Source organism: Streptomyces sp. NPDC057900 (assembly GCF_042887885.1).
In the GTDB taxonomy this organism is placed as follows: domain Bacteria; phylum Actinomycetota; class Actinomycetes; order Streptomycetales; family Streptomycetaceae; genus Streptomyces.
The window spans coordinates 331,332-346,639 of the sequence record NZ_JBHVOI010000004.1; the positions used below are offsets into that span (position 1 = coordinate 331,332).

A 15,308-nucleotide genomic window follows, 5' to 3' on the forward strand; every position below is an offset into this window, starting at 1 on the left:
CCGCCGGCCTGGCGCGGTGCCGATGGCATGCCGTACCAGCTGCAAACCGACGGACGGGTGGCACCGCTTGGAATTCCAGCTCCTGGGCCCCGTCGCGGTGTCGCGCGACGGCCACCCGATATCCCTCGGCTCGCCGAAGCAACGATGTGTCCTGGCCGCGTTCCTTCTGGCCCCGGGGGCCACACTCTCCACCGGTCACCTGATCCAGTGCGTGTGGGGCGACTCCCCGCCCCCCACCGCGCGAAGCACGCTCCACAGCTACCTCACACGCCTGCGGGGCGCCTTGTCCCCGCAGGGCGACGGCACGGTGGGGATACATCGCCGGGCCGGCGGCTACCAGCTCACGGCCCCTGCCGCCGACGTCGATCTGCACCGCTTCCGGAGCCTGACCGCGAAGGCCCGCACCACCGACGGCGATACGGAGGCGGAGCGGATTCTGGACGAGGCCCTGGACCTCTGGCACGGCGACCCGATGTCCGGCATAGCCGGCGACTGGGCCGATGCCGTACGCACACGCCTGGAGCAGGAACGGCTCGCCGCGCTGCTGGACCGTGTCGACCGCCGTCTCGCCGCGGGCGGGCGGGCCGGCCTCACCGAGCAGTTGCGGGGCCTCGCCGCCGAGCATCCGTGGGACGAGCGGCTCGCCGCGCAGCTCATGACCGTGCTGTTCCGCTCCGGCAGGCAGGCCGAGGCGCTCGCCCACTACGAGTCGTTCCGGCGGAGCCTGGCCCAGGAGTTCGGCGTGGACCCGGGCACCGCCCTGCGGCAGCTGCACGAGGCGATCCTGCGCGACGCCCCGGAGCTGGGCGCGGCCCCCGCCCGGCCCTCGGCGGCCACCACGGACGACGCGGCACGCGACTGGACCGTCCAGTGCCAACTTCCTTTCGCCGTGCCAGGGTTCGTGGGCCGACAGGGGGCGATACGGGATCTGGAGATCCTGTTGGCGGCGGCTGCGCGCGGCGAACCCGCCGCACCCGTCGTCATCACCGGCACGCCCGGCGTCGGCAAGACGGCGATGGCGGTGCATCTCGGCCATCGGCTGCGGCCGGTCTTCCCGGACGGGCAGTGGTACGTGCGGCTGCTGGGCGCGGGTGACCGGCCGCGCGATCCGGCCGAGGTCCTGGCGGCCCTGCTCCAGGCCTCGGGACTGGACGCGGCCGCGATCCCGGAGGCGCTGGACGACCGGGCCTCGGCCTTCCGCGGCCGGCTCTCCGACCGCCGGGTGCTCATCGTGCTCGACGACGCGGCGGACGCCGAGCAGGTCCGGCCGTTGCTGCCCGGTACCGCGGGGGTGGCCGTGCTGATCACCAGCCGTCACGAGCTGCGCGGTCTCGGCGTCAGCCATGCCGCGCACGCCGTACGGCTTCAGGTGCTGGACCCGGACGAGGCGCACACCCTGCTGGCCGGCGTCCTCGGTGAGGGGCGGGTGACCGCGGAGCCGGAGGCGTCCCGGCGGCTTGCCGAGCAGTGCGCGCGGCTGCCTCTGGCCCTGCGGATCGCCGCCGCCAATCTCGCGGCCCGGCCGGGACGGTCGCTGGAGGCTTACACCGCCGACCTGGACGGGGCCGGCCGCCTGGCCAAACTCTCGATCGCCGGCGACCGCCGGGCCGCGGTCCGCACCGCCTTCGACCACTCGCTCGCCGTCCTGGATCCGGCCGCGGCCCGGCTGTTCGTGCTGCTCGGCCTGCACCCCGGACCGGACTTCGGGGCGGAGGCCGCCGCGGCTCTGCTGGGGGCCGATCCGTTCGTGGCCGAGGAGCTCCTCGACGTACTGGCCGACGCGAGCCTCCTTCAGCGCACCGCGGCCGACCGCTTCGTCTTCCACGACCTGCTGCGGCTGTACGCGGCGGAGCACGCCGCGGCGCAGCCCGCGCACGAGGAGGCATGGCAGCGGCTGTGCGACTGGTATCTCGCCGCGGCCGACGCCGCCACTGCCTTCGAGTACACGGGTGTCGCCCAACTGCCGCGGGAGCGCGCCGCCTCCGGACGGTTCGCCGACCGGAAGCAGGCCCTGGAATGGCTCGACCAGGAGCTCACGAACCTGGTCGCCGTGGTCGGGGCCGCTGCCGCGACGGGCCCGCCTCACATCGCCTGGCAGATCGCCGACCAGCTGCGCATGTACGTCTACTACCGGCACCACAGGGTCGAGTGGAAGGCGATAGCCACCGCCGGTCTGCACGCCGCAGAGGCCGCGGGCGTTCCCCTCGCGCGGGCGGCCATGCTGCAGAGCCTCGGCGTGCTGGGCCACCACACCGAGGACCAGGGGAGCAACCTGGACCACTTCCTCGGCGCCCTGGCGGGTTACCGCAGCGCCGGCTTCGTCCCCGGCGAGGTGAGCGTCATGTCCAACCTGGCCGTCTACTACGGGCGGCGCGGTCAGATGCGTCAGGCAGGGGAATGGCAGCAACGCGGCGTGGAACTGCTCCGCGACCTCGACCGCCCGGTACTCCTCGGTCTCGCCCTCAACGTCGTGGCCCTGATCCACTCCTACCTCGGCGAGCCGGAGCCGGCGATCGAGCGCGCGAGTGAGGCCATCGAGCTCGCCCTGCACCACGGGCAGCCGATGGGCACCATCAGCCCGCTCGTCAACCGGGCCATAGCCCACCACGGCCGGGGGGATTACGAGGCGGCACTGGCCGACGGAACCCGGGCGCTGAGGCTGTCCCGGGAGCACGCCAAGCGCCGCAACGAGGCGGACGCCCACGAGGTCCTCGCACGCGTACACCGTGACACCGGCCGCCTCGATCTCGCCCGCCCACCGGCCGAGAAGGCGCTGGCGTTCGCCCGTGAGACGGCTGACCCCACCGCGCTGAGCGACTGCCTGATGAATCTGGGCGAACTGTCGCTTGTCAGCGAAGAGTTGTCCCGGGCGGTGGTGTACCTGGAGGAAGCGCTGGAGATCGCCGGCCGCTCGGGCTTCCGGCATCAGGAGGCGGAGGCCCGCACCGTCCTGGCCCGGGTGCGGTACGCGCAGGGGAACGCCGAGGCCGCCGTGGAGCTGGCGGAAGCCGCCCTGGCGGCAGCTCAGGAGCTGGGCCTGCGCCCGGTGGAACACCGCGCCCGCACCGTCCTGGCCGCGGCCCGAGGGTCGGGGTGAAGCGGGAACCCCCGTGCCTCGCTTCACCCGCGACCCTCGTCTCAACGCCCTGGGGGCGACTACAACGACGGCTCAGTGGTCGTTGTAGTACTCGGCGTAGCTGTCGCCGCCCTTCGCCCAGTACGTGAGGGACACGTAGGCGTTCTCGTGGAGGTTGTAGACCCCGCCGTCGCTGGCCCTGTGCGTCTTGCACGTGCCGTAGCCGCTGCTGACGGTCATGGAGTACTGGCGGTTGGTCACGCTGAGATCGGTGACCAGGACATGGGCGGACTCTCCGTCCTTCGCCGTGTCGCACACCGTGACGATGTCGCCGTACTCCTCGACGTACACGCGTACGCCGGAGGCGGGGCCGTCGCTGTTGGGGTTGAAGATGTGGTCCCAGTCGATGCCGGGGTCGGGCATGGCGGAGGCGGTGGCGCCGCTCATCATGAGGGCGGCAGCGGCCAGCGCGGTCGCGCCGGCGAGTATCCGCCCGATACGAGGCTTCACAGGGTGGCTCCTTCTGCGAGAGAAACCGTGCGGCGCGGACTGTGCCCGCGTGCCGCACGGAAAGCGGTGGGGACACCACGTGTGCCGGGCTGACTCCCGTGTCCCGGGGTCCCCTTCGCTCTGATCGACGGCGGGCGACGGCGGACACCTCACCGCACGGGCCTGAGGCACCGTGCGGTACGTGCCCTGACTGCCGCCCGCTCCCCGGGACACTGCCAGTGCCCTGCTGCAAAAACCTTGCAGAAGACCTGCAGACCGAGCCGCCTTCGCGGAGGGAGCCCTCCGGAGTGGCCGCCCGCACCCCGTCCGGGCGGCTACTGCTCCGCCGCCTCCGGCTTCTCCCGGCGCAGTCGCCGGTCCAGGGCCATGGAGAGTTCCGCGTCGACCACCGCGCGTGCCAGCGGGCGCAGTTGGGGAGGCTCTTCCTGTGTGCTGTGATCACGCAGGGTCGAGACGAAGAGATCCGCCAGGGCGTCCGCGTGTTCGCGGACGCGGCGGCCGGAGGCGAGGACGGTGGCGAGCGGGACGCCCTCGCGTACGAGTTCGGCGGAGACCTCAAGGAGGCGGCGGCTGATGTGCACGATCGCGTCGCCGTCCGTGCCGAGGTAGCCGAGCTCCATCGCGGCCGCCAGGTTCTCCGGGGTCGACTCGGTCTCGAAGTAGTCCGCGAGCTGCTCGGGCGTGAGCCGGACCGGGGTCTCCTCCGTCGGTTCGCCCAGGCCCAGCACCTCGGCCACGTCGCGGCCGCTCTCGAAGGTGCGGGCCAGGTCCGCGATGCCGGTGAGGGTGTGGCCGCGCTCCAGCAGGCCCGTGATCGTGCGCAGCCGGGCGAGGTGGTGGTCGTCGTACCAGGCGATGCGGCCCTCGCGGCGCGGCGGTGAGATCAGGCCGCGCTCGCGGTAGAAGCGCAGGGTCCGGACGGGGATGCCGGCTTCCTTGGCCAGCTCCTCCATGCGGTATTCGCGGTGCTCGTGTCCGTCAGCCACCCCCGCACCCTACCGGCCGCCCAAGGACGGAGGGCGCTTGTTGTACCGCCGGTAACTTCCTCCGCCGCACCCCTACCCATCGGTACGGGGCTGCTCTAGTCTCCCAACAGTGCCAGTGATTGCTGGCAGAGTCGTGGACGTACTCGGGGAGGCGGCAGCATGGCCCAGCACGAACATGTACGAGTGGCGGTGATCGGATCCGGATTCGGGGGCCTCGGAGCCGCTGTCCGGCTCCGCCGCGAAGGCATCACCGATTTCGTGATCCTGGAACGCGCCGGTTCGGTCGGCGGCACCTGGCGCGACAACAGCTATCCGGGCTGCGCCTGCGACGTGCCGTCCCACCTCTACTCGTTCTCGTTCGCGCCCAACCCCGAGTGGCCGCGCACCTTCTCCGGGCAGGAGCACATCCGCGCCTACCTGGAGCACGTCGCGGACACCTTCGGGCTGCGCCCGCACCTCAGGCTGAACCATGAGGTGACGATGATGCGCTGGGACGGCGAGGAACTGCACTGGGTCATCGAGAGCGCGAACGGCACGACCGTCGTGGCCGATGTCGTCGTCTCCGCGACCGGCCCGCTCTCCGACCCGAAGCTGCCCGACATCCCCGGGCTCGCGGAGTTCCCCGGCAAGGTCTTCCACTCCGCCCGCTGGGACCACGACGCGGACCTGACCGGCAAGCGCGTCGCGATGATCGGCACCGGCGCCTCCGCCATCCAGATCGTGCCGTCGATCCAGCCGAAGGCCGCGAAGCTCACCCTCTTCCAGCGCACCCCGCCCTGGGTCATGCCGCGCATGGACCGGCAGATCAGCGGCGCGGAGCGCTGGCTGCACCGCACGCTCCCCTTCACCGGCACCGCGCGCCGCGGACTGCTCTGGGGCATACGGGAGTTGCAGGTCACCGCCTTCACCAAGCACCCGGACCAGCTGGGCATGATCGAGCGGATAGCCAAGTCCAACATGGCCCGCTCCATCAAGGACCCGGCCCTGCGCGCCAAGCTGACCCCGTCGTACCGCATCGGCTGCAAGCGCATCCTGCTCTCCAGCGCGTACTACCCGGCGCTCGCCCAGCCCAACGTGGACGTGGTCGCCTCCGGCCTGAGCGAGGTGCGCGGCTCCACGGTCGTCGCCTCTGACGGTACGGAGGCCGAGGTCGACGCGATCGTCCTCGGCACCGGCTTCCACGTGACGGACATGCCGATCGCCGACCGCGTGGTGGGCGCGGAGGGACACACCCTCGCGGAGTCGTGGAAGGGCGGCATGCAGGCGCTGCGCGGCGCGAGCGCGGCCGGCTTCCCCAACTGGATGACGATCATCGGCCCCAACACCGGTCTCGGGAACTCCTCGATGATCCTGATGATCGAGGCCCAGCTGAACTACATGGCCGACTACCTCCGCCAGCTGGACGTCCTCGGCGGCAAGGTCGCCCTCGACGCGCGCCCCTCCGCCGTCGGCACCTGGAACCGCCGCGTCCAGGAGCGGATGAAGCGCACCGTCTGGAACACCGGCGGCTGCACCAGCTGGTACCTGGACGCCAACGGCCGCAACACCACCGTCTGGCCCGGCACCACCGCCGAGTTCCGCAGGGCGACCCGGGCGGTCGACATCGCGGAGTACCAGGTCGTCCGCGTACCCGCGCAGCGGAGTACGGAGAAGGCCGTCTCCGAGGAGGTCGCCGGATGAGCCGCCCGACGTCCGGCCGGAGCACCCGCCCCGTGCCCGCCCGCGAACTCATGGCCGTCTCCGCCGACGGCTCCCGCGTCCACATAGAGGTGCACGGACAGGACGGCGCCCCGGCCGTGGTCCTCTCCCACGGCTGGACCTGCAACACCGGTTTCTGGGACGCCCAGATCCGGGACCTGGCCGTCGACCACCGCGTCATCGCCTACGACCAGCGCGGCCACGGCACCTCGCCCGCGGCCGCCCCCGCCGGATACACGACCGAAGCGCTGGCCGACGACCTCGAAGCGGTACTCGCCGCCACCCTGGAGCCGGGCGAGAAGGCCATACTGGCCGGTCACTCCATGGGCGGCATGACGATGATGGCCGCCGCCCGCCGCGCCGGACTCCGCGAGCACGCCGCCGCCATACTGCTGTGCAGCACCGGAAGTTCACGGCTGATCGCCGAAGCGCGGGTCGTGCCGATCCGGGCCGGTGCGCTGCGGACCCGGCTGACCCGCGCGATCCTCGGCGCCCGCGCGCCCCTCGGTCCCGTCACTCCGCTGTCCCGCCGCATCCTCAAGTACGCGACGATGGGAGCGGGTTCGGCGCCGGACCGGGTCGACACCTGTGCCCGCATCGTGCACGCCTGCCCCCGTGCCCCCAGGTTCGCCTGGGGTCACGTCCTCGCGGAGCTCGATCTCGAAGAGGGCGTACGGGAGCTGCGGGTGCCCACCGCGGTGATCGCGGGTACGGAGGACCGGCTGACGCCGCCCGTCCACGCCCGCGCCATCGCGGCGGCGCTCCCCGAATCCCTCGGGCTCACCGAGCTGGCGGGCCTGGGGCACATGACTCCGGTGGAGGCACCGGAAGCGGTCACGGCGAAGATCCGGGAACTCGCGACCGGGTATCTCCCGTTGCGCGATACGGCTGGTGTAGAGGGCAAGGAGGAGGTCGCATGAGCGGCAGGCACAGTCTCGAAGGTCAGGTCGTCGTCGTCACGGGCGCGGCGCGCGGGGTGGGCGAGCTGCTGGCCCGCAAGCTCTCCGCGCGCGGTGCGACGCTCGCGCTGGTCGGCCTGGAGCCGGACGAGCTGAAGAAGGTCTCGGAGCGGCTGCACGGCGACAGCGACCACTGGCACGCGGACGTCACCGACCACGAGACGATGGTCCGGGTGGCCCAGGAGGTCAAGGAGCGCTTCGGCAAGATCGACGTCGTCGTCGCCAACGCGGGCGTCGCCTCCGGAGGCCCGTTCGTCGACTCCGACCCCGCGGCCTGGCGCCGGGTCATCGAGGTCAACCTGATCGGCGGCGCGGTCACCTGCCGGGCGTTCCTGCCCGTCCTCATGGAGAGCCGGGGCTACTTCCTCCAGATCGCCTCGCTCGCCGCGATGACCCCCGCGCCGATGATGACCGCCTACTGTGCCTCCAAATCGGGCGTCGAGGCGTTCGCGCACAGCCTGCGCGCCGAGGTCGGCTACCGGGGGGTGAAGGTCGGCGTCGGCTACCTCTCCTGGACCGACACCGACATGGTGCGCGGCGCCGACGAGGACGACGTCATGCGCGAGCTGCGCCAGCGGCTGCCCTGGCCCGCCAACCGGACGTACCCGCTCGGCCCCGCCGTCGACCGGATAGTGGCCGGCATCGAGCGCCGCTCCCCCCACGTCTACGCCCAGTGGTGGCTGCGCGGCATGCAGTCCGTACGCGGCTACCTGCCGTCGGTGCTCGGCGTCGGCGGCCGCCGCGAGATGGAGCGGTACGGCTCCCGGCTGGACGGCGTCAGCAAGGGCCTCGTCGGTGCGGGAGGCGCCGCTGACCAGGCAGAACGCGCGTCGCACACGCAGCGTAAATGATCGAAATGCGATGCCCGCCCGCTCGTGCAAGTCTGGTCGAGGCCCTTACGGGCCGTCCCCCACGCACCCCACGAGGAGTGAACAGCATGGGCATCGCGGACCAGTTCAAGGACAAGGCGAAGGATCTTGCCGACCAGGCGCAGAAGGCGATGAAGGACGACGAGGGCGACGGCCGGAACCGTTCCCAGGACGCCTCCGAGCGGGCTTCCGACGCGTCCGAGCAGGCGCGCGACAAGGCCCGGGGTGCGGCGGACGACGTGCGCGGGCGCTTCGACCGCTGACGGCGGCGATCGCCTTTGAGCGATGAGTGATGTGTGTTGAGGGGCGTGCCCGGGTCACCCGGGCACGCCCCTCCGTGCGTCAGAGGCCGGTGAGCGGCAACCCGGCCATGACACCATTCTTATACCGGTATAGTTAGACCGGTATAGTTATTGGACGCACTTGAGAGGTTCCCCGTGATCGAGATCCTGAATGCCGCGCGCATTGAGCGGGCGAGGGGCACCGGCGCCCTGGTCGGAGACATCCTTCACACGCTGAAGCGGCGCACCGTGGTCGGGACGAACCTGCTGGACATCGACCGCTGGGCCAAGGAGATGATCGACGAGGCCGGCGCGCAGTCCTGCTACGTCGACTACGCGCCCTCCTTCGGACGCGGCCCGTTCGGGCACTACATCTGCACGGCCGTCAACGACGGAGTGCTCCACGGGCTCCCTCACGACTACGCGCTGGCCGACGGGGACCTGCTGACCCTCGACCTCGCCGTGGTGAAGGGCGGGGTGGCCGCGGACGCCGCGATCAGCTTCCTGGTGGGCAGGGCCAGGCCTGCGGAGAGCGTGGCCATGATCGAGGCGACCGAACGCGCACTCGCCGCGGGCATCGCCGCCGCCAAGCCCGGGGCGCGCATCGGTGACCTCTCCCACGCCATCGGCACGGTCCTCGGCGAGGCGGGCTACCCGGTCAACACCGAGTTCGGAGGCCACGGCATCGGCTCGACCATGCACCAGGACCCACACGTCGCGAACACCGGACGCCCCGGCCGCGGATACAAGCTGCGCCCCGGACTGTTGCTCGCCCTGGAGCCGTGGGTCATGGCCGACACCGCCACACTCGTCACCGACGCCGACGGCTGGACCCTGCGCAGCGCGACGGGCTGCCGGACCGCGCACAGCGAGCACACCATCGCCATCACCGACAGCGGAGCCGAAATCCTCACCCTGCCGACGGCCTCCTGACGTCGCCAGGCCCTCTCGGGCCTCTGGGTGACCGGGTGCTCGTCCGGATCTCTCGGGAGAACCGGTCGTGTCCTGTCGCGCGTCCTGTTCTACGGTGCCTTCAGTCACCAAGGACGGGGGAGGGGCATGGGCGGGGCAGGAACGGTGCTGGCCGAGCGGATTGCCGAGCGCAGGAGCGGGGGCGGGGACCCTCGGGCGCTGGTGGGGGAGATGCGGCGTTCGCTCCTTCTGGTGCCGGTGGCTGATGAGCGGCTGTGGTCGGTGCGGATGGGCGGGGTGCGGTGGATCTGCGGGTTCACCGATGAGGCGGCGCTGGCCCGGTTCGCTCTTCATCACGGTCCTGGCGATCAACCGGTGGATTACGCGGCGTTGTTGGGTGCGCGGATCGTGGATGAGATCGTGCCCGCGCTGGGTGAGCCGGCGGGCCTCGCGGTGGATATCGCGACGGAGGACGGGTCGATGTTCTTCCCGCCGGTCTCCGGGATCGTTCCGGACGCGGTCGCTCTCGATACCGGTGAAGCGGACGCGGGGGCGGGCCGATGAGCGGCGACGGGGCGGATCTGCATCTGGACAAGGAGTCGGTCGCCAAGTTCACCAAGGGCCTGAACTCGACGATCGACGAGCTCGGTGATCTGGGTGGTGCGACGGGTTCGGTGATGGGCAAGGGTTTCTCGTCGTTGGCGATCACGGGGATGGAGGCGGGGCATCACGGTGTCTCGGTCGACTTCGAGGACTTCTGTGAGCGCTGGGAGTGGGGGGTGCGGGCGCTGGTGCGGGACGCGAGCGGGCTCGCGGACCGGCTCGGGCTGGCGGCGGGTACGCAGTGGGAGAACGATCAGTACCTCGCGGGCACGCTCAAGGTGGGTGCGAACGCCGTGTTCGGCGGTAATCCGCACGCGAGTGAGGAGGAGATCGCCAAGCAGGACTGGGGCGACATCTTCACGCCGGACTATCTGGACCCGGACTTCAGCCCGGAGTCGTTCGAGAAGGCCGGTCAGGACATGGGCCAGACCTGGAAGGACACCGGCCGCACCGTCCTGACCGAGGGGTATGGCGGGCGGCAGTCCGACATGTTCAACAGCGCGCTCGGTGTCTCCGACGACCAGTTCGACCAGATGCTGGACGACACGCTGGGTCCGTCTCCGGAGGAGCGCGCCCAGCAGGGTGAGTCGGGGGGCAACTGACTGTGGGTATAGGCGACTTCATCAAGGACATCACGCCCGACTCGGTCGAGGACGCGATCGAGGACGGTGTCGAGTGGGCCGGTGACCGGGTCGAGGACGTCGGGAACTGGACGGCGGACCGGCTGGACGATGTCGGCTGGGACTCCGGGGCGGACTGGGTGCGCGAGCAGTCCCGTTCGGTCGCCAACCGGATGGGCGCCGAGGTCGACGAGATGGACCTCGGGCAGACCGAGGACAAGACCAAGCTGATCTACGGCAGCTCGGGCAAGCTCGATGCCACGGTCTCCAAGCTCCGGGCGTTCCAGGCGGCCTTCGACAGCACCGGCGACGGCTTGAAGGGGCTGGATTCCGGGGAGCTCAAGGGCGAGACCGCGAACGCGCTGCGCAGCGCGGTGGGTACCCAGCCCGCCAAGTGGTACGCGGCGGCCGATGCCACCTCCAAGGCGCTCGGGGCGCTGGATTCGTTCGCGTCGACGGTCACCTGGGCGCAGGGTCAGGCGCAGACGGCGATCGACAAGTGGAAGGAGGGCACCAAGGCCTCCGAGACCGCTGCCGACGCGCACCGCAAGAAGGTCGATGACTACAACAAGGCGGTCGACCGTTACAACGCAAAGGCGTCGGACAAGCGCGACCCCTCCGAGCTGCCGCCCCGGCCCGCCGCGACGTTCGAGGACCCGGGCAAGAAGCTGATGAAGGATGCGCAGGACATCCTGGCCGAGGCCCGCACCCAGCGGAACACGGCCGCGCAGACCGCCCGTACGGCGATCTGCGCGGCCCGCGACATGGCGCCGAAGAAGCCGTCCTACTCCCAGCAGTTGCGTGACGGGGCGGAGGAACTCCAGGTCATGGGGATGCATCTGGACGGCGGCATCATCAAGGCCACCGCGGGCACCCTCAACTTCGTTCGCGGTCTCAACCCGATGGACCCGTACAACCTGACGCATCCGGCCGAGTACGTGACGTCCCTGAACAGTCTGGCGGCGGGGCTGGTGGTCGCCGCGAACGACCCGACCGGCACCGGCATCCAGATGGCCAAGGACTTCATGAAGGACCCGGCCGAGGGTCTGGGTCGGCTGATCCCGGATATCGCGCTGACCGTGGCCACCGGTGGTGGCGGCGCTGCGGTCAAGGGCGCCCGCGTCGCCGAGGAGGCCGCAAAGGCCGCCCGGCTTCGCAGGCTCGTCGACAAGGTCCCCGAGGGTACCCACCGCCGCCCGGACGGGAAGCGCCTCAGCAAGCGCACCGACCCGGTCGACCTCGCCACGGGCCGGATGTATCTCCCGCAGACCGATGTCACGATCCCCGGGATCCTGCCGCTGGTCTTCACCCGCCGCACCGAGTCCGGTCTGGCGATCGGCCGCTTCCTCGGCCCGTCCTGGACATCCACCGTGGACGAGCGCCTTCAGATCGATGCCATCGGCGTCGTCCACGTCACCGCCGACGGCCTCCTGATCCGCTACCCGCACCCGGTGCCCGGTGCGCCCACCGAGTCGGAGCCGGGCGGATCCCGCACCCTGCTGGCCCGGGACGCCAACGGCGACTACACGGTCACCGACCCCGACAGCGGCCTGGTCCTCGATTTCAACGCCCCGCCGGGCAGCGAACCCGGGGGCGACGGAGTGGCGTGGCTGGCGGAGATCAGCGAGCGCAACGGCCACCGGGTCACCATCGACCGCGACGAGGACGGTGTCCCGCTGGCCCTGGCCCACTCGGCAGGCCATCAGCTGAACCTGTCCCTCACGGACGGCCTGGTCACCGCCCTGTCCCTGGCCGGCGCGGGCGAGGACGGCGCCGACCTGCCGCTGATGGGCTACGGCTACCAGGACGGCGTCCTGACCACCGTCACCAAGCCGTCCGGCGCCACCACCACCTTCGTCCACGACGACCGCCACCGCGTCACCGCCTGGATCGACTCCAACAACAGCCGTTACGACTACGTCTACGACGACCACGACCGCGTCATAGCCGAGGGCGGCGAGGCCGGCCACGTCCAGATCACCCTGACGTACACCGAACCCGACCCCACGACGGGCCACTGCACCACCACCCTCACCACCGCCGACGGCCACACCACCCGCCATGTGTTCGGCTCCGGCTGCCACCCGCTGGCCGTCACCGACCCGCTCGGCCACACCACCCGGTTCCGCTACGACCCACGCGGCAACCTCACCACCACCACCGACCCCTTGGGCGCCACCACCACCTTCGCCTACGACGAGAACGACCGGCTGGTCGCCACCACCCACCCCAACGGCAGCGAACTACGCACCGTGCGGGACCCGTTCGGACTGTCGGTGGAGGAAGTGGCGGCCGACGACACCCGGACGATCCATGAGTTCGACGAACGCGGCAACCACACGGCGGCCACCGACCCGGCCGGCGCCACGACCCGTTGCACCTACGACCGCGCGGGACGGCTCACCTCGGTCACCGACGCACTCGGCGCCACCACCCATGTGGTGTGCGACGCGGCGGGCAGGACCGTCGAGGTAACCGGCCCGACCGGCGCCGTCACCCGCACGGAGAGGGACGTCCTCGGCAGACCGGTCCGCGTCACCGACCCGGCGGGCGGCGTCACCCTCCTGGAATGGCACGCGGACGGACAACTGGCCCGTCACACCGCCCCGGACGGCGCCACCGAGTCGTGGACGTATGACGGCGAGGGCAACCCGCTGACCCACACGGACACGTCAGGGGGCGTCTCCCGCTCCGAATACACCCACTTCGACCTGCCACTCGCCCGCACCCTGCCCGACGGCACCCGCTACGAGTTCGAGCACGACAACTCACTGCGCCTCACCCGCGTCACCAACCCGCAAGGCCTGAACTGGACCTACGAGTACGACGCGGCCGACCGTATCGTCTCCGAGACCGACTTCGACGGCCGTACCCTCACTTACCAGATGGACGCCGCGGACGGACTGACCGCCCGCACCGACGCGCTCGGCGGGACCATCTCCTTCGAGCGCGACCAGCTCGGCCAGGTGGTCCGCAAGGACGTCGACGGCCAGGTGACGACCTACACCTACGACAGGGCCGGACTCCTGCTGGAGGCGACCGGTCCGGACACCGAACTCCGTTACCAGTACGACCGGCGCGGACTCACCAAGACCGAACTGGTCGACGGTCGCGCCATGAACTACTCCTACGACGCACTGGGCCGCCGCACCCGACGCACCACACCCACCGGCCACGTCACCACCTACACCTACGCCGCCGACAGCACGACCCAGCGCTTGACCAGCGGTGCTCACCGGATCGACTTCACTCACGACGCCGTGGGCCGGGAGCTGTCCCGCGTTTTCGGCGACACGGTCACCATGACGTCGGCCTGGGACGAGGCCGGCCGGCTCTCCGCGCAGCACATCACCGCCGGAGCACGCGCCGTCAACAGCCGCGCCTACTCCTACCGCGCCGACGGCCACCTCACCTCCATCGCCGACCGGCTCTCGGGCACCCGCACCTTCGACCTCGACGGGGCGGGCCGCGTCACCGCCGTCCACGCCAGGAACTGGACGGAGCGCTACGCCTACGACGACGCCGGCAACCAGACCTCGGCGTCCTGGCCGGACCGCCACCCCGGCAGCGAGGCCACCGGCTCCCGCGCCTACAGCGGCACCAGCATCACCCGGGCCGGGGACGTCCGCTTCGAACACGACGCCCTCGGCAGGATCACTCAGCGGCGCAAGACCCGTCTCTCCCGCAAACCCGACATCTGGCGCTACGCCTGGGACGCGGAGAACCGCCTCACCGCCGTCACCACCCCCGACGGGACCCGCTGGCGCTACCGCTACGACCCGCTCGGCCGCCGCACCGCGAAACAACGCCTCACGGCCGACGGCGCGAGCGTGGCCGAGGAGACCCGGTTCACCTGGGACGGCCTGACCCTGTGCGAACAGACCACCCACCACCCGGACGCCCCGAACACGGTCGCCCTCACCTGGGACCACCGCGGCCACACCCCCCTGGCCCAGACCGAACGCATCCTCACCCCCGACGACCGCCAGAGCGAGATCGACCGCCGTTTCTTCGCCATCGCCACCGATCTCATCGGCACCCCCACCGAACTCATCGACGAGTCCGGCGACATCGCCTGGCGCTCCCGCTCCACCCTCTGGGGCACCACCGCCTGGTCCCGTAACAGCGGCACGTACACCCCCCTCCGCTTCCCCGGCCAGTACTACGACCCCGAAACCGGCCTCCACTACAACCTCTTCCGCCACTACGACCCCGAAACCGGCCGCTACGTCTCTCCCGACCCCCTCGGCCTCGCCCCCGCCCCCAACCCCGTCGCGTACGTGGACAACCCGCACGGCGGTTACGACCCGCTGGGCCTGATGCCCAAGTACCCCGAGAAGTCCAAGGCGGAGTTGAGGGCGGAGAAGAAGGCGGCCAAGGCCAAGGAAGATGCCAAGAAGACCACGGATGAGGTTGTTGAACGGGCGCAGAACGGCAAGTTCAAGAAAGCCGGCAACTACCACGCGGACACCGGGCATAGCTTCAGCGACGAACGGGTTCTGGACATCCTCAAGAATCCGGACGCGGTGTACCGCTCGACTGCGAACAGCGGCAACCTGATCTTCAGACAGGGCGATGACATCGTGGTGACGACCGGTGGTGGTCCTGGGGCGGGTAACGCGATCACGGCGTACGGTCCGTCGGGCGTTCTGGGCGATTCCGGGGCCAGGGCGACGGGCGGCCTGCCTACCGATGTCGGTTCGCCGATTACCCACACCGACGTCGTTGAGGGCAGGATTCCCGGCAAACAAGGCAATATGGCGCCCGGCGAGCAGATCCGATGAGGAGCAACCA

General features: G+C 70.9%; 11 protein-coding genes. 9 read left to right on the forward strand and 2 right to left on the reverse strand.

From position 1 onward, the window contains the following. Window positions 1–67: 67 nt before the first annotated feature. Window positions 68–3,097, forward strand: a complete 3,030-nt coding sequence (locus ACFVQ0_RS19005; protein WP_390089411.1) for a BTAD domain-containing putative transcriptional regulator — start codon at window positions 68–70, stop codon at window positions 3,095–3,097. A gap of 72 nt (window positions 3,098–3,169) precedes the next feature. Here ACFVQ0_RS19005 and ACFVQ0_RS19010 read toward each other — a convergent pair whose 3' ends face one another. Both ACFVQ0_RS19010 and ACFVQ0_RS19015 read right to left on the reverse strand, forming a co-directional pair. Then, the gene (locus ACFVQ0_RS19010; RefSeq protein WP_390089412.1) at window positions 3,170–3,586 is read right to left on the reverse strand and encodes a hypothetical protein; all 417 of its coding nucleotides are present in this window, start codon (window positions 3,584–3,586) and stop codon (window positions 3,170–3,172) included. A 314-nt stretch (window positions 3,587–3,900) separates the two neighbouring features. Continuing rightward, on the reverse strand, window positions 3,901–4,539 hold the full coding sequence (locus tag ACFVQ0_RS19015) for a MerR family transcriptional regulator (RefSeq protein ID WP_390089808.1): 639 nt from the start codon (window positions 4,537–4,539) through the stop codon (window positions 3,901–3,903). A 192-nt stretch (window positions 4,540–4,731) separates the two neighbouring features. Here ACFVQ0_RS19015 and ACFVQ0_RS19020 point away from each other — a divergent pair, with 192 nt between their 5' ends. The 8 genes from ACFVQ0_RS19020 to ACFVQ0_RS19055 all read left to right on the forward strand — a co-directional run bounded on the left by ACFVQ0_RS19020 (window position 4,732) and on the right by ACFVQ0_RS19055 (window position 15,298). Further along, window positions 4,732–6,252, forward strand: a complete 1,521-nt coding sequence (locus tag ACFVQ0_RS19020) for a flavin-containing monooxygenase (protein ID WP_390089414.1) — start codon at window positions 4,732–4,734, stop codon at window positions 6,250–6,252. Next, window positions 6,249–7,190, forward strand: coding sequence for an alpha/beta fold hydrolase (locus tag ACFVQ0_RS19025; protein WP_390089416.1), 942 nt, complete (start codon window positions 6,249–6,251; stop codon window positions 7,188–7,190). Before ACFVQ0_RS19020 ends, ACFVQ0_RS19025 begins: the two co-directional genes overlap by 4 nt. Beyond that, window positions 7,187–8,080: an SDR family oxidoreductase gene (locus tag ACFVQ0_RS19030; RefSeq protein ID WP_390089417.1), complete on the forward strand. Its 894-nt coding sequence runs from the start codon at window positions 7,187–7,189 to the stop codon at window positions 8,078–8,080. The genes ACFVQ0_RS19025 and ACFVQ0_RS19030 overlap by 4 nt, the downstream gene beginning before the upstream one ends. Before the next feature lie 86 nt (window positions 8,081–8,166). After that, on the forward strand, window positions 8,167–8,361 hold the full coding sequence (locus tag ACFVQ0_RS19035) for a hypothetical protein (protein ID WP_390089419.1): 195 nt from the start codon (window positions 8,167–8,169) through the stop codon (window positions 8,359–8,361). 174 nt (window positions 8,362–8,535) lie between these two features. Beyond that, window positions 8,536–9,312: a type I methionyl aminopeptidase gene (gene map / locus ACFVQ0_RS19040; protein ID WP_390089421.1), complete on the forward strand. Its 777-nt coding sequence runs from the start codon at window positions 8,536–8,538 to the stop codon at window positions 9,310–9,312. A 126-nt stretch (window positions 9,313–9,438) separates the two neighbouring features. After that, window positions 9,439–9,855, forward strand: coding sequence for a hypothetical protein (locus tag ACFVQ0_RS19045; RefSeq protein ID WP_390089423.1), 417 nt, complete (start codon window positions 9,439–9,441; stop codon window positions 9,853–9,855). Next, window positions 9,852–10,496, forward strand: a complete 645-nt coding sequence (locus ACFVQ0_RS19050) for a hypothetical protein (RefSeq protein ID WP_390089425.1) — start codon at window positions 9,852–9,854, stop codon at window positions 10,494–10,496. Before ACFVQ0_RS19045 ends, ACFVQ0_RS19050 begins: the two co-directional genes overlap by 4 nt. Before the next feature lie 2 nt (window positions 10,497–10,498). Continuing rightward, window positions 10,499–15,298 carry a putative T7SS-secreted protein gene (locus tag ACFVQ0_RS19055; protein WP_390089426.1) on the forward strand — a complete coding sequence of 1,600 codons (4,800 nt, stop codon included), beginning with the start codon at window positions 10,499–10,501 and terminating at the stop codon, window positions 15,296–15,298. The last annotated feature ends 10 nt before the right edge of the window (window positions 15,299–15,308 follow it).

What these genes read in the sequence shown, in the direction of transcription:
- ACFVQ0_RS19015 (WP_390089808.1), bottom strand. Translation starts at nt 4,539, where the DNA reads ATGGAGGAGCTGGCCAAGGAAGCCGGCATCCCCGTCCGGACCCTGCGC.
- ACFVQ0_RS19020 (WP_390089414.1), top strand. Translation starts at nt 4,732, where the DNA reads ATGGCCCAGCACGAACATGTACGAGTGGCGGTGATCGGATCCGGATTC.
- ACFVQ0_RS19025 (WP_390089416.1), top strand. Translation starts at nt 6,249, where the DNA reads ATGAGCCGCCCGACGTCCGGCCGGAGCACCCGCCCCGTGCCCGCCCGC.
- ACFVQ0_RS19030 (WP_390089417.1), top strand. Translation starts at nt 7,187, where the DNA reads ATGAGCGGCAGGCACAGTCTCGAAGGTCAGGTCGTCGTCGTCACGGGC.
- ACFVQ0_RS19035 (WP_390089419.1), top strand. Translation starts at nt 8,167, where the DNA reads ATGGGCATCGCGGACCAGTTCAAGGACAAGGCGAAGGATCTTGCCGAC.
- ACFVQ0_RS19045 (WP_390089423.1), top strand. Translation starts at nt 9,439, where the DNA reads ATGGGCGGGGCAGGAACGGTGCTGGCCGAGCGGATTGCCGAGCGCAGG.
- ACFVQ0_RS19050 (WP_390089425.1), top strand. Translation starts at nt 9,852, where the DNA reads ATGAGCGGCGACGGGGCGGATCTGCATCTGGACAAGGAGTCGGTCGCC.